Source organism: Paenibacillus sp. FSL W8-0187 (assembly GCF_037969755.1).
GTDB lineage: Bacteria > Bacillota > Bacilli > Paenibacillales > Paenibacillaceae > Paenibacillus_AQ.
Genome location: NZ_CP150206.1, coordinates 3,356,887 through 3,376,307, shown reverse-complemented (window position 1 = coordinate 3,376,307; position 19,421 = coordinate 3,356,887). Strand labels below are relative to the sequence as shown.

At 48.2% G+C, this 19,421-nt stretch carries 18 protein-coding genes and 1 pseudogene; 4 read left to right on the top strand and 15 right to left on the bottom strand.

The annotated features are described in order from the left end of the window. Positions 1-235 precede the first annotated feature (235 nt). Positions 236-799, top strand: a complete 564-nt coding sequence (locus MKY48_RS15240; protein WP_339273042.1) for an NAD(P)H-dependent oxidoreductase — start codon at positions 236-238, stop codon at positions 797-799. Positions 800-911: 112 nt separating this feature from the next. Here the strand turns inward: MKY48_RS15240 and MKY48_RS15235 are convergent. From MKY48_RS15235 to MKY48_RS15210, 6 genes and pseudogenes are all read right to left on the bottom strand, one after another. Then, a pseudogene (locus MKY48_RS15235) lies at positions 912-1,219 on the bottom strand (transposase); the annotation flags it as partial. 550 nt (positions 1,220-1,769) lie between these two features. Continuing rightward, entirely contained in the window at positions 1,770-3,032 is a 1,263-nt protein-coding gene (locus MKY48_RS15230) for an IS110 family transposase (RefSeq protein ID WP_098748207.1), read from the bottom strand. A 273-nt stretch (positions 3,033-3,305) separates the two neighbouring features. Beyond that, complete coding sequence (locus MKY48_RS15225; RefSeq protein ID WP_339273040.1) at positions 3,306-3,677, bottom strand: helix-turn-helix domain-containing protein; 372 nt, start codon at positions 3,675-3,677, stop codon at positions 3,306-3,308. A gap of 115 nt (positions 3,678-3,792) precedes the next feature. Next, positions 3,793-6,981 (bottom strand): cytochrome P450, encoded by a 3,189-nt coding sequence (locus MKY48_RS15220; protein WP_339273038.1) that lies wholly within the window; start codon positions 6,979-6,981, stop codon positions 3,793-3,795. 509 nt (positions 6,982-7,490) lie between these two features. Next, positions 7,491-8,618, bottom strand: a complete 1,128-nt coding sequence (locus MKY48_RS15215) for an FAD-dependent oxidoreductase (protein WP_339273036.1) — start codon at positions 8,616-8,618, stop codon at positions 7,491-7,493. 158 nt (positions 8,619-8,776) lie between these two features. After that, complete coding sequence (locus MKY48_RS15210) at positions 8,777-9,151, bottom strand: VOC family protein (RefSeq protein ID WP_339273034.1); 375 nt, start codon at positions 9,149-9,151, stop codon at positions 8,777-8,779. A gap of 78 nt (positions 9,152-9,229) precedes the next feature. Here MKY48_RS15210 and MKY48_RS15205 point away from each other — a divergent pair, with 78 nt between their 5' ends. Then, entirely contained in the window at positions 9,230-9,526 is a 297-nt protein-coding gene (locus MKY48_RS15205) for a DUF1796 family putative cysteine peptidase (protein ID WP_339273032.1), read from the top strand. A gap of 179 nt (positions 9,527-9,705) precedes the next feature. On the opposite strand, the gene MKY48_RS15200 is transcribed toward MKY48_RS15205, so the two are convergent. After that, positions 9,706-11,202: an Lsa family ABC-F type ribosomal protection protein gene (locus tag MKY48_RS15200; protein ID WP_339273030.1), complete on the bottom strand. Its 1,497-nt coding sequence runs from the start codon at positions 11,200-11,202 to the stop codon at positions 9,706-9,708. Positions 11,203-11,316: 114 nt separating this feature from the next. Then, positions 11,317-11,457, bottom strand: coding sequence for a hypothetical protein (locus MKY48_RS15195; RefSeq protein WP_179090642.1), 141 nt, complete (start codon positions 11,455-11,457; stop codon positions 11,317-11,319). Positions 11,458-11,683: 226 nt separating this feature from the next. Here MKY48_RS15195 and mscL point away from each other — a divergent pair, with 226 nt between their 5' ends. Both mscL and MKY48_RS15185 read left to right on the top strand, forming a co-directional pair. After that, a complete protein-coding gene (gene mscL, locus MKY48_RS15190; protein ID WP_339273028.1) occupies positions 11,684-12,079 on the top strand; it encodes a large conductance mechanosensitive channel protein MscL in 396 nt (131 codons plus the stop codon). Between the two features lie 245 nt (positions 12,080-12,324). Then, the gene (locus tag MKY48_RS15185) at positions 12,325-12,786 is read left to right on the top strand and encodes an OsmC family protein (RefSeq protein WP_339273026.1); all 462 of its coding nucleotides are present in this window, start codon (positions 12,325-12,327) and stop codon (positions 12,784-12,786) included. A 122-nt stretch (positions 12,787-12,908) separates the two neighbouring features. Here the strand turns inward: MKY48_RS15185 and MKY48_RS15180 are convergent, their stop codons facing one another. From MKY48_RS15180 to MKY48_RS15150, 7 genes are all read right to left on the bottom strand, one after another. Next, positions 12,909-13,457, bottom strand: a complete 549-nt coding sequence (locus MKY48_RS15180; protein ID WP_076323297.1) for a DinB family protein — start codon at positions 13,455-13,457, stop codon at positions 12,909-12,911. 138 nt (positions 13,458-13,595) lie between these two features. Further along, positions 13,596-14,747, bottom strand: coding sequence for an FAD-dependent oxidoreductase (locus MKY48_RS15175; protein WP_339273024.1), 1,152 nt, complete (start codon positions 14,745-14,747; stop codon positions 13,596-13,598). 59 nt (positions 14,748-14,806) lie between these two features. Then, positions 14,807-15,529, bottom strand: coding sequence for a methyltransferase domain-containing protein (locus MKY48_RS15170; protein ID WP_339273022.1), 723 nt, complete (start codon positions 15,527-15,529; stop codon positions 14,807-14,809). Next, a complete protein-coding gene (locus tag MKY48_RS15165) occupies positions 15,516-16,673 on the bottom strand; it encodes a type III polyketide synthase (protein ID WP_339293319.1) in 1,158 nt (385 codons plus the stop codon). The genes MKY48_RS15170 and MKY48_RS15165 overlap by 14 nt, the downstream gene beginning before the upstream one ends. 206 nt (positions 16,674-16,879) lie before the next feature. Then, positions 16,880-17,347: a hypothetical protein gene (locus MKY48_RS15160; RefSeq protein ID WP_339273018.1), complete on the bottom strand. Its 468-nt coding sequence runs from the start codon at positions 17,345-17,347 to the stop codon at positions 16,880-16,882. Positions 17,348-17,384: 37 nt separating this feature from the next. Next, the gene (locus MKY48_RS15155) at positions 17,385-17,885 is read right to left on the bottom strand and encodes a hypothetical protein (RefSeq protein WP_339273010.1); all 501 of its coding nucleotides are present in this window, start codon (positions 17,883-17,885) and stop codon (positions 17,385-17,387) included. Positions 17,886-18,135: 250 nt separating this feature from the next. After that, complete coding sequence (locus tag MKY48_RS15150) at positions 18,136-19,404, bottom strand: Gfo/Idh/MocA family oxidoreductase (protein WP_339273009.1); 1,269 nt, start codon at positions 19,402-19,404, stop codon at positions 18,136-18,138. Positions 19,405-19,421: the final 17 nt, after the last annotated feature.

Sequence of the window (19,421 nt, the reverse complement as noted above, 5' to 3'; positions counted from 1 at the left end):
ACCTTCCTCTATTAGCAAGAATAACTGTCATTATAACGTCCGTGCAGTGGTTTGAAATCGTACATATGGGCATTCGCAGGATGTACTTTTGGGCATGTAATGTCCGATTTATTTAATTTTCAGTGATTTAAAACTCACCTTTTGGTAAGTACCTGTACTAAAAGTGCATACTTACAAAATTGCAGTTCGCACTTTATACTCAAGGAAATCAATCATGCTCAAGGAGGACATATCATTGAAAACACTTGTTATCGTAACGCATCCAAGTCTGGAAACCTCGGTCATCAATAAGCGCTGGGTCGAGGAACTAAAGCAATATCCGGAGCTGTATACTGTTCACGAATTACATAAGGTTTACCCTGATGGAAACATGGATGTACAAAAAGAACAGCAGCTCATTGAATCGCATAGCAATCTTATTTTACAATTTCCTATCTATTGGTTTAATTGTCCGCCACTCCTCAAAAAGTGGCTTGACGAGGTATTCGCTTACGGGTGGGCTTACGGTTCAAATGGAGGCGATAAGTTAAAGAAACGCAAAGTTGGATTAGCGGTTTCGGCTGGAATAAAAAAAGAAGATTATCAGGAAAACGGAAGGTATCGCTACACGCTTGCACAGATATTAACCCCTTTTGAAACGACCTTCCTCTACTGCGATGCAGATTATCGTTCGTTCTTTGCGTTTTACGGACAAGAGGCTGCTCCTGGAACTAATGCGCCTGACATGGACCTATCGTCCCCTCATAGCGCATTGGATACAAGTGCACAGGATTACTTAAAGTTCATAGATAACCTGTGATGTGTTAACTGAATTAACCGTTAAAAAAAGGGGCCGTCCCGAAAGTAGCTTTAGTCGCTTGACGTACGGCTCTCATAAACAGAAAGTGTGTCAAATAAAGCCATGGCGGTGCTCAGGATGTTATTCCCACACCGCTATGGCTTCTGTTTTGATCATTGGCCGCCTTCTTGAGCAAATTATGGGCAAGCGAAAGCCTCCCGACCTCCAGGCTCACTTTATGCAAGCCCCGAAGCAGAAATCGCCGGAATCCTCGGTTGTTTTTGATCTGCCCAAACACACTTTCCGGTTCGACATTCGCTGAACCGACAACGCATGATGCTCCTCGCTTCGAAGTTTCTCCCTTGCTTGCTGCTTGTAACGAAGATACTTGAGGCTTACGGTGATTTCCCGGTCTCCCTGGGCTTTCGCACATGTTTTTTTAAGCGGACAACCTTCGCAGCTTTCGCTCGATAGAGCCGCTTCCGTAAGAAATCGTTCCTTTTGTAAATGGTTTGGGTAGCACCTCCATTTTACCGAAGAACGGTTTCTTTGCGTCTAAAAGTAAGCAATCTGCACGGCGTAGCGGAGAGGACGAATCGATTCTGGACAAGCGTCAGCGCTCGCCTCCCTCCTTATGATTCAATTTTCTTGCGCTAGCTCGCTAATTCGCAGGATTTCATTCGTTATGAAAACAAATGTGACAACGAAGGCGACAAAAGGGGGGACCGTATGGCGAATGTGGGCATAACGAAATAAGGGGAAGTGCGAAATTCCCATAGTTTTCCTTTATTCGCATGCTCCATCTTCGTCCTTGAGGTTTGCCCTCCCATGTCTCAACGGGTCTATGCCCTTTCATTCCTTCGTTACACCTATCAAGGAGATGGAGTCCGTTACTGCTTTGTCCACGGGTCTGAGCCCTTTAGGCGAGCGTATCGGTTCTTCATGCTTCTTGTGAATCCTGCGAATGAGCCAGTAGGCAAGTGGTCGGTTATTAAGCGGCGACCGTTACTTTGTTGATGTCGTAAACGGAATGCTTCTTCGCCATAGCTACAAGCATACGAGCAAGCTTCCCGCACAGCTTCATGATCGACTTCATACCTTTCATGTTCTTCACTTGTTTGTTGTACTGATGCAGCGCCCGAAATTCTGGATTAATGGAAACCATATGAAAGACCGTCATGAAAAGAAGTTTTCGCAGTCCAGGTCGCCCTCGCTTCGTGATTTTCACTTCGCCCTTGTAGGTACCTGAGCTGTTTTCGGACAGATGTAAGCCAGCTAACCGAAGGACTTGGTTACCATGAGTAAAGCCGCCCAAATCACCCGCTTCACTGTATAACGTAGCCAGCGTAATATCATTCATGCCTTTAATGGTACGAAGGAGCTTTGCTGTGGGAATGCTTCGAAGGAGTTGACTCATCTTTTCTTCCAGTTGATTCAATTGGTCGTTATACATCTGCAGTTGTTGCAGCAGTAACGATATACTAAGTTTTGCTTCCTCTACACAATTCGGAATGGCAGCTGTCCGTTGCGCCGCATGGATGAGGGCAGCGGATACCTTACGGCTGCCTGCGCGCTTCAGTCGTTTTCTCCACCCGGCGATAACGTCTTCAACCGTTAAGTGGCGAAGATCGGATGGATGCGCAAATTCGGCCAACGTTGCGAGTGCCGTCTTCGAGGTGATGTCCTTAAATACCTGCTGAAACTCAGGGAAGTACATGTCAGTCCACCGATACATCTGGTTGACGACACTGGAGACTTGCTTGGTCACAAAGTCTCTGGTGCCCACAAGCTGCCTAAGCGCCCGATACGGCTCGGCGTGAATATGAGTTTCAGAATAGTATCCATTCTTCACCATGTCGGCAATGACCAAGGCATCTTTGACATCGTTTTTAGTTGGAGAGTTGTCCCGGTTTTCTTTGTTACGCTTCACTTGAAACGGGTTAACGAGAACGAGCTCGAGCAGCCTCTCTTTAAGCCAGAACGCTAGGTTGAACCAGTAGTGACCGGTTGGCTCAACGCCGAAGATGACATCGGTCTTGTTAAACTGAAGCATTAGAGCTTGCATCCACTGATATAACTTTTCATATCCTTCGAGATCGTTAGAGAACACAAGGTAGGAACCTCGTTCAATGCCACGATAGTCTGTCGCACGTGCGACATGTTTAAATTTTGCAATGTCGATGCCAATGATGAGATGATGGTTGGTTATACGTTCAATTCGTTGATTTTGTTTAACTGATTGTTTAAACTTCATAATAAGAGCACCTTCCTTATGATGTTGTGGTTGTCGTAGTGGACACCTTTCATCATAAGGAGGTGCTCGTTCAATTTCAAAGCCGAAATTTAAGAGCATACAGGAATGCTTTGCCCCCCCCATTTCGTCCTTGCTCAGAACCATTCCAAGAAATGTGGGGGCAACAGCGATGGTAGGAACGATTCGTACATGGAGCGTCTTCTAACAGCAAAAAGGGGGCCTCCCGCAAGATCTAAGATCTTTTGGGACACCCCCTTTGAATATAACAAAACCTCATGCTTCCAGTTGCACAGCTTCCAGCGCCGGCGAACTGTTTTGCTCTCCCCACTCGCACATCATATGTAACACAGGAATGAGTGAGAGTCCGCGTTCCGACAAAGTGTATTCGACTTTGGGAGGGACCTGGGGATATTCCGTGCGAACGATTAGCTCATCTGCCTCCAGCTCCTTTAACATGACGCTTAACGTCTTAAAGGATATGGAACCAATGCTTCGCTTCAGCTCATTATGCCGCATAACCTTATTTTCAGACAGCCAATACAAGATGATCATTTTATATTTACCGCCGATCAAGGATAACGTATAACCAAAGCCGGTGTCTTGGGGTTTCACGCCAGTCGGAACACAGGTTTCAGTTTCGCGCATAAGTCACACTCTCCTTCTAATCTGTTCCATTTATCATGTACTGTTCATCTTAACATAAAAACAGTACTGGATCGCAAGGAGATGTACAGAACGACGAATCCCGCTGTCATGGTGATTATCCGGCCCAAACGTCTTTTACGTATTGTCCCGACGCTTCCAGCCCGGATAGCCAGGCGGCAGCTTCTTCTGCATTCACGCCATGTCGGTCCTGATAGGAACGGGTCAGCGTTTGTTCCACCTCCGGCGCCATCCGGGAGCCGTCGCCGCAAATGTACATTTGCGCTCCTGCCTCTAGCAGTGACAGCAATAACGCTCCGTCTTGTGTCATTAAATGCTGGACATAGCATTTCTCCACACCGTCTACCCTCGAAAAAGCCGTATGCAGGGTGACCAGACCTTCTCTCTCTGCCTGCTCAAACTCCTCGCGGTAAAGATAGTCTTGCTCCGGATTCCGACAGCCGAAGTACAGATGCGCAGCACCCAGCTTCTGCCCCGCCTCTCGAAGCGCTTGTCTTGCCTGGATGAATCCCCTGAACGGAGCCACACCCGTGCCCGGTCCGATCATGATGATTGGCGTTGCCGGATCCTCCGGCAGCGCAAAGCCCGACTCTGGCGAACGAATGAACATCAGAACCTCCGCCCCCGTCTCCAATTGTTCCAAATAGTTGGAAGCCACGCCCCTGTATTCCCCTTGGCCGCTCCACGCTTGCCCCCGAACGACACTGACCGTAATGCTTGCCGTATTCCGGCTGACCTTCGGTGAGCTGGAAATCGAATAATATCTCGGCTTCAATGGAGGCAGGAGCTCAAGAAACCGTTCAAACGACAGCTCGCAGGCTTCATACCGCTCCAGCAGATCGAGCATGGTGATCCGTTTGGCCCGCACTTCAGCCTGATAGGTATCTTCCGAAAGCAGCTCTTGAAGCTCTTTCACATGCGGCGGACATACCGTACTAGCGGCCATCTCCCGAATCTGCGCTCTTGTGGCCGGCTCCTGCAGCTCCACGCTGCGGGACAGCAGGTCGTCCAGACGGACAGGAATGCCTGTCGGCAAATGCGCACCGCTTCTTCCTTCAGCAGACAAGATAAGGTGTGCCCCCGCGTCCAGTTTGAATCTTCGGAGAACTCGCTGAACCAGCGTCTTCGGATTGACCGGAAGCACTCCCAGATGATCTCCTTCACGATAATCCGTTCCGGCCGGCAGCGAGATTTCGATATGCTGCGTGATCCTTCCGCTGTCCGCATGCTGCAGATTGCGGGTGTGAGCAACGCGCCCGGTTACAGCCTGGTAGGTTTCTGCCAGAGGCACGGCGGCCGCTCCCTGCACGAACTGGACAGACAAGGTACTGCGCTTCAGCTCATTGACGGACATCAGAGGTAGACCTAGCGATTGCATCAGATCCGGCCATAAATGCTCTGTCCATTCATCGACTTCACGCTCAAAGTCGCCGCTGGCATCACTCTCGCCGCGCGTGAGCAATCGCTGAGCCCCTTTGACAGCAAGCTGTTCGTCTATCAAACGAGGAATCCGCTGATAGGTGCTTGCCCAGTTGTGATCCCCGCAGCCGAATACGGCATATCGCACACCCTGGATTTCTGATTCAGCGGCATTCTCCAGCCATTCCGTAAATGCTTTTGCATTGGAAGGCGGCTGTCCGTTGTACGAGGCGGTTACAATGATGACGGCACCTTCCTTCGGAAGCCTTCCGGCATAATCGTCCAACGTACCTACCTGGCTGTCAAACCCTTGGTGCTTCGCAGTGTCCGCCACCTCTCGGGCAATTCCCTCTGCTGTGCCCAAGTTAGACCCGTATAAAGCGAGCAGCGGTGTATGATGGGCATTGTTCGCCGTTTTATCTGGCGACTTGGCGAATTCCCGCTTCTCCAACTCGGGTGACACCGCCTTACCTGCTCCCGGAACCAAGAGTGCGGCCCCCTCTTGACGGCTTCGAACTTGAATATGAAACCCTTCCGGCTTTAAAGTGAGGGTTTCCTTAACCTTCAACTCATACGACTGGTTTTCGATCAATTTAAAATATTTGAGCACCAAACCAAGCACCAAGGTTGCCTCCTGCAGCGCAAACTGCTGCCCGATACATGCGCGTTGTCCGTTGCCAAACGGTTTGTAAGCGTCATGCGGCACCTTGCTGGGATCTTCGAAACGCTCCGGTCTGAACGTCTCCACGTCGTCTCCCCACACGCGGGAGTCTCGATGCAGTCCCGGAATCAGGACCGTTACGCTATCCCCCTTCTTGATCGGATAGGTTCCTCCGATTTCCGTATCTTCCTTCGCATATAACGAAAAAGCAGGTGCCGTTGGCCATAAGCGCAGCGACTCGCTGAGAACCATGCGGACGTATTTGAGCTCCCGAACCTGATTGTAAGTCGGCACGGGATCTTTCAGAACGCGGTCTACCTCGCTTACCGCTTTTTGCAATGTATCCGGATTTTTCAGCAAAAAATAAATGGCAAAGGATAGCAATCCGCTTGTCGTCTCATGCCCCGCGATAAGAAACGTAATCATCTGATATCGGATATTCTCCGAATCCAGGCGCTCGCCTGTATCCGGATCGACACCTTCCAGCATATGCGCAAGCAAGTCCCCTTCTTCGCCGCCATACTTTTTGCGATCTTGAATAAGCTCATCAACGAGCGAGAACATGTCCTGAACATCTTCCTGAAACTGCCGCTTCTTTTTAATCATAAACATGTCTTGTATGCCCAGACGGTGCAGCTGGTTCATGCCTTCATCGAGAGCCCGCACCATGCTGTCGATAAACGGATGATTGTCTTCCCGGTAGAAGCTGTTAAACCGGTAATTAAATCCGCACAGGCCGATGGTATCCAGCGTCAGGCGCGTCATGTCGGCAGGAACGTCCACGGTTTCGTCGGGGTTGAGCCGAGCCCATTTCTGGATAAGCTGCATAGCGATATCGACCATTTTCGTATGGTAGCCTTGCATCGCACGCTGGCTAAAGCTGGAGAGCAGGATGTTATGTGCTTTTTTCCAGTTGGGCTCATGTGTAGCGCTCGTAAACAATCCGTCACCTGCAAAAGGACGGACATTCTGAAGCGGCGCCCAGATACGTTTGTCAAAACGCTTCTCGTCACACGCGTCCTTGACATATTCGTGGCCGGAGACATACAGCTCCCTGCGTCCGCCCGGATACTGAAATTGAAATATCGGCCCGAGTTCCGAGGCGACCTTCACAAGCGATTGGACCGGAGCTGCGGAATCCAGCAGAGGCAGATTGCCCAGCGGTCCGTAAGTTTTAGGTTGAGGTACTTGCTTCGTATCTGACATTCGATCTCCCTCCATGATCCATTGTTTCTTTAGAATGCGTCCCTTTGTTGGGACGGGTGAATCCCTACGCAGTACTCACTGACCAATATCGTAATACGGTCATTTCAACATAAAAAAGGAGGATTGACGGCTGTATCGTTAGTTTCTACTTAACATGGCTGTCTTATCCTAGCCTATACCCTATCACGATATGTATCTCCAGCATATCAGCCGTAGGTCCTTTAGGACTATAAAACCAAATAAAATATCACCCTCCGACAAAAGCAATGTATTGAGTCATTGATTTTCTTTGCGAAGGAAAATTTTCAGTGAATGTTCACAGAACTATCTACCGTATAACAGGCTTTGACTACAATCTCCTCAACAACAAAAAGCCGCGAATTTCGCGGCTTTCAATATATCCAATATTCAATTGGGGTTTTCACTCCGTCCACATATGTTCACATGATCCACTTATCAGGAGATCCCCCCCGCGAAATGCGTGCTCCGATCAGATTAACCGCCTTGCCTCAACTCTCTTCGATCGCTGTACGAACATCATATTGATAAATGTCGATATCCAGCGGCATTCCAAGCGCCATCTTTGCAAGTTGGCTTCCGATAAATGGCCCCATCGTTAGTCCGGACGCGCCCAGCCCGTTTGCCGTAATAAGGCCTTCCCAGCCAGGGACAGCACCTATAACCGGGAGAAATCCGGGTGTGAACGGACGAAACCCGACTCGTACTTCCTCAAATGTGCTGTCAGCCAAACCAGGCGCTAAGGCCAATCCTTTATTCAGGATTTCCTGCATACCGCCGGGTGTTACTCTTGTATCGTAGCCATTGACTTCATTTTCGTGAGTCGCTCCGATCACAATCTTCTGGTTATCAAAAGAGAGCAAATATTGATCCGAAGGCGGCATGACGACCGGCCAGGCACCTGTATCTTGCTGGTCAGCCGCCTGCACATGCATGATTTGCGCTTTTTGAAAACGCACCTGAAAGTCAATGCCTAATGGCTGAAGCAGTTGATTAGCCCATGCACCGGCACAAACAATGACTTCATCAGCCTCGAAGCTATCAGCTCCGACAGCTGCTCCGGTTACACGATTTGTTTGATATACCAATGCGGCATCCCCGTTTATAAGCTGGGCCCCGTTCCTCTGTGCAGACCGGATCAGCGCATCGCGCAGCGCACGACCGTCAATACGTGCGGCACCGCTAATATGAACGGAATGATAGCCTTCACCGAGCAAAGGAAAATGCTCATGGGTTTCTTCCTCATTCAGCCGGGTAATCTCACCGATTTCCGGAGCATCTGTTTTCCGAATATGAGCCCGTTCCTCCATCTTGCGGATTTTATCCAAATCCTCATGAATGCTAAGAGCGCCGACTTGGGCGTAGCCTGTTTCTGTCTCGCCTTCGCTGATGAGTTCTTCCACTAACTCAGGATAAAAACGCGCGCCCGCCTTGGCTAATTGGTACCACGCTTGATTCCGCCTTTGCGATAGCCAGGGGCAGATAATGCCTGCCGCGGCATCCGTAGCCTGTCCTTTATCTTTGCGGTCTATAATAAGAACTTCCGCTCCCATTTTTGCTAACTGATAAGCAGTCGATGCCCCTAGTATTCCCGATCCAATGACGATCACTTTCTTCATGCATGACATCCCTTTCCTTCAATCACTGTATCCATTATAGCGAATGCAGGAAAAAAGTATAACGCCCACCATCTAAGCGTCATACCAAAGAATACACAAAAAAGCCGCCAAATAGGCGACTTCATATCCATCCGAGCTATGGTTGATCTGATCGGTTATTATTTTTCCATGACAGCAAAATAGTTTTCTTCATAATCCGCAAAGTTGAACACTCTGCCGGAAGGCAAATTCACCACTTCGCCGACGGTGATATTATGGCTGGTTAAATGGCTGTACAACGCATCGAAATTTTCCGTGAAAAACATTAAAGAAGGTGTGCCCAAATTCATTCCAGGCGACATTTTGGCTACGAGCTCCTTGTCATGCAGAATGATGCTCGTTTCGGCTTCCCTCGTCGGAGCAATTTCAATCCATCTCATTTCACCGTTATTCTCTTCAGCTATGACTTGAAATCCTACCATTTCAGTCCAAAACTTCACGGCTTGATCCTGATTATTCACATACACCATAATTTGACCAACTTTACTAATCATCGATTGTTACACTCCTCGCCTAATTAACTGTTAAAACCAGCTTGTTTCTATGATTGTCTTTTCTCTTCAGATCTTAACATGCCAGACGCACTTATATTTCTTATCAATTGCGAATTTATATTAAATTACGGTTTATTTCTTTACTATACGCCACTTATCATTAGCTTGGGCAGCTGGTGCGGGCCATCGATCAATTTGCGGGAGCGTCAGCTGAGACGCTTTTCTTTTCCGCTTGATTGGATGATATCGAGCTCGATTTCGGATGTAACCCGATTATTGAGCAACCGCTTCAGCGGATTTATGGAACTGCGGCATATGCGAAAGGTTGAAGGCACTTCAGCTCTTTTGGAGGATGGAATCGCCACGCCGTTTTGACCGGCTGCTGGAAGGGTTAGGTTTACTGTATAAACGTCTTAGTTGATATCAAAACGAAATGTAAAAAAGCTGCCGCTAACTAATTAGCGGACAGCTTTTTTTGTAATTTCCTATTAAGGAACATATTCTAGCTAATTGATACTCCCATTCCTTCTTTGGGATAACGATCTTATTGTTTCTTATGTTTCTTGATGGCCATCAAGTTCAACGAACTTCGTTGCCACATTCTCGCAAAATGCACGATCATGCTCCACGAACAGAAGCGTCGGTGCATACTCGAGCAATAACTCTTCGATCTGCATGCGAGAGATCACATCGATAAAATTAAGCGGTTCATCCCACACATACAAATGAGCATGCTCACTAAGGCTTTTAGCGATCAGCACCTTCTTCTTCTGTCCCCCGCTATAAGTCGAAATATCCTTTTCAAACTGAAGTCTGGAGAAATCGAGCTTTCGCAATATGGATTTAAACAGGCTTTCATCAATCCCGCTGCTTATGGCATAATCCGTCAAGCTGCCTTGCAGGTAGGACGTGTCCTGAGATACATAGGATATCTTAAGCTGGCTATCCCTGTTGAACTGGCCTGTGTATTGCATCTCTTCTCCGCATATCAGCTTAAGGATACTGGATTTTCCAGAACCGTTTTTGCCCGAGAGGGCAACTCGGTCCCCTTTTTCAATCGTAAAACTCAAGTTTTCACACACCGTCTTGGAGCCGTATGAAATGGAGACATCCTCCAGCTGGACCAGTTGTTTTTTGTGATAATCCAGTTGGAACATCTGCAAATTCTCGGAGCTCTCGATATTTTTAAGGAGCTTCGATTTTTCCTCTATGGCGGACTGCTGTCGCTGCTCTAGGTTTTTGGAGCGCTTCATCATCTTAGCTGCCTTGTGGCCAATATAGCCTTTATCTACTTTGGAGCCTGAATTTCTGGTACCGTTCTTCGATTTCTCCACCTGATCCGACCAATTCCCCGTCCTTCTTGCAGAATCGGTTAAACGTTTAATATCTTTCCGCAGCTTCTCGTCACTCGCAAGCTCAAATTGATCCTGTCTCTTTTTATTTTCCCACCATGCGGAAAAATTGCCTTTTTGGATCTCGATATTGGTTTTATTGATGGACAGGATGTGGTCTACGCAATGATCCAAGAATGATCGATCGTGCGACACCAGAATAAATCCGCTTTTCTTGCTGAGGTAGTCGCTGACTAATTTTCTCGCATGCATATCCAGGTGATTGGTCGGTTCGTCAATCAAGAGGAAGCGATTTTCCTTGATAAACAACGCAGCCAGCATCACTTTGGTCTGCTCTCCGCTTGATAATGAGTCAAAAGGCCGGTACAGGACATCTTCCGAAACCTTTAACAAGTTAAGTTCGCGCACGATTTGCCAATGAACATACTCCGGATAGATCTCCTCGATGATGTCCAGAGTGAGATACTCCTTGTTCTCGACATGGTAAGGGAAATATTCGAAGCTCACGGAGGCCGAGATATTCCCGCTGTATTCATACTTGCCTAGCAGCAGATTGAGAAACGTGGTTTTTCCCCTGCCGTTTCTTCCGGTAAATCCCAATTTCCAATCGGTATCGATTTGAAAGCTCACTTGTTCGAATATCGGATCAAAACTGCTCTCATAAGCAAACGAAAGGTTTGAAACTTGGATTAATGACATTTTCATCATTCCTCTACGGTAAAATTTCAGAACGAAAAAAAGCGCAAAAACACCAGAACCCGGTGCTTTCTACGCTTATCTTTGCCAACTATACCATAAAGAAACAAGCGACGATCAAGCTATCGCTAAACTTGCCTGCATATAAGTATAGAAGGATAAAGTTCCGGTATCTGATTGGTTATGGTGTGAACCTTGTCTAATGCTTCCTAGTATCGACAGGTTCACATGAACATCTACAACATCTAATTCAGTCATCGCTTTATCCCTCCTTCATTCGATCCCGTTATTGTGCGAATATTATAAACTTAACATGAATGCCACCTATTGGTCAACCTGTATAGGGCAAGCGGCGGCTCGCCTACGTTTCCGTAAAAAAGATACAACTTAACGATCTTGCGCATTTCACTAGTTGCTGATAGGATATTTCGAGTGGTAGATGAAATGCCACCTACATTTTAGATTGAAAAGCAGGTGACTTATTATGAATTTATTAAAAGAGTTTAAAACCTTTGCGCTTAAGGGTAATGTGCTCGATTTAGCCATTGGGGTTATCATTGGTGCTGCTTTCGGCAAAATCGTATCCTCCTTGGTGAGCGATATCATTATGCCGGTAATTGGCTTGCTCCTTGGCGGAGTCAATTTATCAGGACTAGATACGACAATCGGAGATGCAACGCTGACGTATGGAGTATTTCTGCAGACGGTCGTAGATTTCCTTATCGTCTCCTTCTCGATCTTCATGTTCATCCGTACGCTTAACCGCTTTAAACGCAAAGAAGATACTAAAGCTGAAGAACCACCGGCTCCATCGAAGGAAGAACTGTTGTTGACTGAAATTCGCGATTTGCTGAAACAACAAAATAAGGCTTCCGAATAATAATATGGAACTGATCCAAAGAGCGTGTTTTCGCAACGAGAACACGCTCTCTTTTTTTGCCTTCCTCCTGGTCCTTGCATGGGAATAACAAACGCCCGTCATATCGTTCTATTTATGTTCTATTGACAGATCATGCTAAATAGAATTATAATTCACACTAAACCTAGTAAATTAGTATAGTTTATAATATAGAGACAGAGCACCCACGCCGTATGGGGCTGTCCTAAAAAAGGGAGATGTGCTATATGCCAAGTGTTCAAACGTTCAAAGCAACGGCCCATTTGCAAGAAGGGGTAAAAGTTGTTACTAATGTAAGGCAGTTCGAGTTAGTTATCGATGAGCCGAAAAGCCTTGGAGGTACGGATACCGGAATGAACCCCGTTGAAGCTCTGCTGGCCTCCCTGGGGGCATGCCAATCGATAGTGGCCCGTGTTTATGCTCCAAAATTCGATGTGATCCTTGAAGATTTCAGAGTTGATGTAGAAGGCGACCTTGACCTGGATGGATTCTTTAATCGCTCTGACGTACGCCCTGGATACTCCGATATTCGGTACACGTTCTACATCAAGACCCCTTCGTCCCCCGAGAATGTTGAGCAGTTTGTTGAATTTCTGGAGAGTAAATGCCCTGTGGGCGATACGATAGCGGCGCCAGTAAATGTGAAGCTAAATCGCATCGTCATTGAGAACGAAGTGGCTCATTCTTAATTAATCTACATATAAGGGCTGCCACGTTGCACCAAGCAACTTAGCAGCCCTTCATTTTTCATCGTTATGAAAGGCACTCATCCGGATATCATTAAGCGACGTATTGTCCATGGATAAATGTATTATTTCTTGTGAACGGCATAAAGGAAACGGCAGTAACCGATCTCAGCCGCATTTTTCATCAGTTCCAGATTTAGCCAGGCTGCCAATTCATGAAAAGGCTTATCCGCGAAAGGCCATAACGTTCGTTCCGTAGAAAGGAACGCTTCGTCCGTCAAAGCCGACATTTCACGTTTCCACTCGCTGCTCAATTCATTTATTCTATGTCTAGTCTCTTGGATGTTACCCATAGAATGGATGTCTTCACGGGCCAATGCCCCGCTGCCGAACGAATGATTCAGTACCATAGACCACCAGTATGTGATATGCCATGTCAGCCAAGATATATTCGGCGGGCCAATCTCGTAATCCTCGGATTCCGGCCATTCCGCTAGCCAGATTCCAGATTCACGGTAAACGTGGAGTCCCTTCGAAGCAGGTCGCCAATGAAACTCCTCATCTTGAAGCCCCGTGAGATGCAAGTCGAGCAACTGCCAAGCGATTTGGAACTGGAAATCAAGAGTACTTCGAATGACTCCGGTCGGATCAGGTGAATACTGTCGATCCTGCATTACGCACCTCCATTCATCGAAATAATAAACGTTATTTAAATATGTCTATCTATTTATAAACATAATAAAACATCATCTATCCAATGTCAACGGAAGTCCGTTAAATAACAATACAAAAAAGCCGCAATCCTGCGGCTTTTATCTGGAACCTATACCCGATGCGGATAACCGGGTAGCTTTTACGACATAGGATGCCAATCCTGGAATCATCCGGGCGATGCCTGGATAGAAGCGATTGGTTTTGGCGAAAGCCAGGTTCTGAATTCTCCTTGCTCTTCTGAGAAGCTCCGTAAAAGTACGATTGGCTTCAAGTGTATACTGATTTCGCCAATGTTCGAAGTTTATTTCTCCCTTTAAATAGGAGTCGGTCCAACGAGCGCATATCAGCGAGGACCGAAGAGCAACCGACATCCCGTCCCCGCACAGCGGTGGGAGCATCAGCATGGCATCGCCGATGTGAGGATATTCCGACCATGGATGCGGTGTATGGGATAAACGAAGAGGGGCAATCGATACCTGGGTTCCCGAAACAGGCTCCCCTTCAGCCATTCGTTCGCCCAACCTTTTGTTCGTGCGTGAAGCGGCTCGGAGAATTTCAGGCACCGATTTGCCGCTGCCCTGCACTGAATTCAAGGTCAGCAACGCAGCCACATTAACCGTCCCATTTTCAATCGGCGAGATTCCGACATAACCCCCTTCGCAAAAATACAGCTCAACCCGGGAAGGTATCGTAATGCCGCTAAAATGCGATTTTACGCCGACATATACGGTATCATCCCGATACTCCTCGGCAGGGGAAACGCCGCGCGGCCTTTTCGTACCGTATGCACCAATGACGGCCCTTGCCTCATATCGAACGCGCTCTTTCCCTTGCCTTACATCGACTTCATACCGATGATCACCGAGCTTCTGAATATCGGTCACGGTTGTTCCCGTGACAACTTCCGCTCCCGCGGCCAGTGCATTCTCATGTAGGAGGCGATCCAGCTCATAGCGGCTGATGCCTGTAGCCTGTCCTGGTAACGGAGCGGTAATTTCACCGCCGTGTGACATCACGATTTTGGCATGATCCATGGAACTAGGCTCAATCTCTTCGCCCAATAGATGGACCCCCAAATAATCCAGCATCTCTTTGGTCTCCGGAGACATGAATTCACCGCAGGTTTTGTGGCGTGGAAATGATTGCCGATCCAGCAATATCGTACGATACCCTTGCTTTGCAAGCTGTAGTGCACAGCTGGTACCGGCTACACCCGCTCCGATAACAATAACATCCGCTTGCTTTGACATATATGACCACCTGCCTTATAGCTTGCCTGAAGAACATTGGCTTGTTAACAAGTAGAGGACTAGGGAGTCCCATGTTTCGGGATAACAACGGAATAACGGAATAACGACTTCCATTTATAGGTCATGGTGTCGTGATTGAGCTGCTGTTTCAACTCCCTCCAATCCTTCCCTTTAAATCCCTTAGCAACCGATAACGGACCATCATGGCGAATATAACGATTGCGGGAAATGATGCGCGTTGTAATCCAAACTGCCGTGTAGGGGACCGGATGCCGATGGATATCATTGATGACGACCCCGTGAATAGAGGTTCGCAGCATATGCGTCACCATGTCCACCAGCTGATCGCCCTGGAAATGATGGATGAACTGGGAACCAGTCACAATATCTGCCGATGCATCGGGTAACTCTTTAACATCGGCACGTCGAACTTGAACCCTCGGCTCGTTTCGAAACAGTCGTCTAGCCTCATCGCATGCTTCTTCCGTCATATCGACCAAGGTAATATTCAGCTGGATACCTCTTTGATTCGACCATTGCAGCAGCTTCTGGTTTACATCGCCTGAACCGGCCCCTACGTCCATGATGCTAAGGGTCCTCGGGCAGCCAATCGATTTCCAAAGCTTCTCCACGCCGTCCAGGGTAGGTCCCGGTGCAGCAAAGATCCGATTCAGCCGCCTTAAATGCTTTAGCGCTTCGCTCAGCTCTTCTCCTCCCATGGAGAAGTCATCCATAAGCTCATCTTCCTCCGCCCGGATGGACAGGGTTCTAAAGAAGGACATGGTCCTGCTCCTTAACCGATGACGCATAAGCCTTCACATAGGTAAAGCGCATAAGCTCCGCTGTCAGGCCCGGCCCGAAGGCCATGGCTACCCCTTCCGTGGAAGCTTTATTCATCCCTTGCATCTCCTTGCGCATCGCACTCAGCACAAACAAAATGGTCACGGAGGAGAGATTCCCTGCCGTTCTTAAGATGTCCCGGCTGTATTTGGTTTGTTCATCGGTCAGGCCCATGACTTCCTGCACCGAATCCACGATGCCCCGTCCGCCAGGATGGATAGCCCACAATTCCGGCAGCTTATCGCCCTTCAGCAGAACACGCAGTTCTTCCTCCAGGTGAATACCGAGAAGCTTGGGAATACGCGGGGATAAAAAAAGATCAAAGCCTGTGTTGCCTACCTCCCATGTCATATCCTCCGTGGAATCCGGCAGCAGGACCGAATAACCCGAGCCAAGCTCCAAATAATGCCGATGATCCGTTGCCGGATGACCGATGACACAAGATGAGGCTCCATCACCGAAAAACGAGGCTGCAAACAGTGCCTCCCTCTCCTTGACCGGTTGAAAATGAAGAGTGCAAAGCTCCACGCACACAATCAATACTTGCGACCCCGGCGCCCCTATGACAACATCCCGCGCCATTTGAATCGCTTTAAGGCCGGCAGCACATCCCTGGAATATCAATGGCAGGCGATTAACCCGTCGAGAAAGCCCCAAATGACGGATCAACAGTACATCCATACCGGGCTGGTATTGACCCGTGCAGCTGACCGTAATGAGATGCGTGATTCGATCCGGCGACATACCTGCATCCTTCAAGGCCTGCTCGGCTGCTTCTATACCAAGCGGGAGGCCCTCCCGTTTGTATGTATCCATTCGTTCCTCGGTTGTAGGGATGTCTGACTCGTCATGAGAAGGCAAATAGCGGCACTCTTCCAATGGACCAAGGTAGTTGGGTTCGCAGGTATAACGAGTTTCGACACCGCAGGATCTAAATACTCTTCGAGCAAAGCGGGCCAGATCAGGTTTATCCTGCAGCGTAGAGGCAATTAATTCCGCGATATCCGACTGTGCCACCGAATGTGCCGGCAATGCCGTCCCCATCCCGAGAATCGCAACATCGGACATACCGTTTGTATGTTTCATGCTAACCTCCTGTATCGTCTTGGAATTATACATGATTACCCTTTCCTGGGTATTTTGAATTCGTCCTAAGACTTACTTTTGAGATTAGGATAACCCGAACTTAGCAAATTATATCCAATTCACACCGAAGGCTTAATCCGCATGTCCGTAGTCGCAAAAAAAAACCACGACGAACGTGGTTTCCTGGGCTAACTATTATTATCACATCACGTAAAAGAAAACGCGATGGCCGTTGATCCTGAACGCGGATCCTGATAGGATGTGATATTCCCCCATTCCATCTGGTATTCCACATATGGATAAGGACGTTCCTGCTCATAGTTAGGCATTAAACATAAAGCCCTCTCAAGCATGTTCCTATGCTTCTCGTACCTTCTCCGCTCGCCTTCCACGGTCCAGTTATCCCACGAAGTCGGAAATTGCTCCCCCTGAACGGACAATTCTACCGCATATAGCTTACCTGCATGAAAGCATATGGACACAAATACCGATTCATCCATCAACGGAACCTCGTTAAAATAAAACCACTCATAGCCATTCCCCATGGAGCGGGCAGAGTGAAAATACAGGGTATAAAGTTTGGATGCACATAATGGATCTTCGGTTAAACCGGGGTGAATGGCCCGTTCTCCATTAACAACAAGCTCACCTGCAGTCCAACTGCTACTGCACATCATTCAAACACTCCTTTCGATCATCCTATACTCCTTCCTACTCGCCAAGTTCACCTTCATTAAACTGACTTCCCGGAATTTCTGCATCGGCAAGAAGGACCCATTGGTTTACTTCATCGTAACCGGATACCTCGGCAATGACCCGATAACGAGGGTACATCCATTCAGCAGGGGCACGCGATTTCAGAGCGGACGTGTCCGTCAAGCCTACGGCCCCCGGTTCCAACAAGTTAATTAATGTGCCTTGCGGAAAAAAGGCCTCGATGAATCCTTCCACTTTAGCACCGACTGGAAATAAACGTTGAGTCCGATGCCAGTCCTCCAGGCCAGCTTGCAGCTGTTCCATCCAAAGCTCCTCGAATGCCGCTTGACTGATTTCTGTATAATAGGGTTCCTCCGGATCAAGAGGGTGCTCCGCCAGCATGAAATGAGAGGTATCGTGTTTCCGGTTGGAAGTAATGCAGCTGCCATCCTCATCAAGAACGATCTGTCTATAAGTCGTGCCGTTGTTGTCAATTTCAAAATACCAGGTTCCCATCCCCGGCTCCTGAACATCTTTTAGATATTTTATAATCGTCAACTCCTACATTTCGGAAGCGGCTCGCGTTGTGTCCTTTACGGAGTGCTCCTTCATGATTCAAATTCCTGCCGATCTATTTGTTCCATTATCAAGCGCTAGGTTTATTTTACCATAGCCAGCCACTTGGCGTTGTGCCTTAGAATACAAAACAAGCCCGATTGCAACAGCAATCAGGCTTGCGATCTACAGATTATTTCCCGGGCATCGTTTATACTTGCGCGCTGAACTGCTGCTCAAATTCCTTTATCGAGATGACCTTTCCATCCACTCTCGACTGCTCAGCCGCAAACGCCATGAGGTGGCTTTGAACGGAACGGTTTGCCGAAGTAAGCCCTTGATCGCTTGCCCCTGTCTGCACCAGCCTCAGAAAATCCTTGATCAGGCCCATATCACCGCCTCCGTGCCCGACATGCCCGCCCCTATCTGCAAAAGATATTCGCTCGATCTTGCCGCTGCCAAAGTGAATGATCTCAATTTCATTCTTCTCCATAGCTCCGCGGATTTCCCCGCGGGTTCCCATCAGCTTGATTGTGCGGCTGACATCTCGCGTAAACGCACTCATCGTAAACGCAACCGTTACGTTATTGGCAAATTCCAAATTGACGACCTGGTGGTCCACAACATCATTATCGCAATGATATACGCAGCGGCCATATGGCCCCTCCAGCAATGCCTTATAACGGGCTTCATAACTCATATCATCACTGATCGCCGACGTTGGCCAATTCATATCCTCTGTCAAATATAGATCAGGCGCATAATAGAGGCACTGATCCGAGACCGGGCATCCGTCCAAACAGCGTTTAGGTGCGCCTTCCGGTGCTTGTTCAGCCGTAAAATGGCTTAACGAGCCGAAAGAGGATACCCGAAGGCAATCGGAATCGGCAAGCCAGAGCAAAATATCGAGATCATGACAAGACTTGGCGAGAATCATCGGACTGGAATCTTCCTTACGACGCCAATTCCCCCGCACAAAACTGTGCGCCTGATGCCAATAGCCCACGTTCTCGTTATGCTGGATGGACATCAATTGGCCAATGGTCTCACGCTCCAGCAGTTCCTTTAAAGTCGTGAAAAACGGCGTATACCGCAGCACGTGACAGATCGAAAACACCAGTCCGGCCTGCGAAGCCATCTCACCCATCTTGATGCACTCTTCGGGATCCGGTGACATCGGCTTCTCCAGCAGCACATGGTAACCGGCTTCAAGCGCCCGCATCGTTGGTTCGAAATGCTGCTTATCCTGGGTGCATATCAATACCGCGTCCGCGAGTTTGGGCCCTGCAAAGAAATCATTCCAATTCTCGAAGCACGATGCATCTTCAAGGCCATGCCTAGCTTTAAACTGTTCCCTCCGCTGCTGATTCGGTTCCGCGACGGCAACCACCTCAAGCTCATGAGGGTGCATCAGGGCATATTCCATATAATTGATGCCTCGCAGTCCTGCTCCGATAAGGGCAACCTTAACCTTATTCATCCGACTCTTCTCCTTTT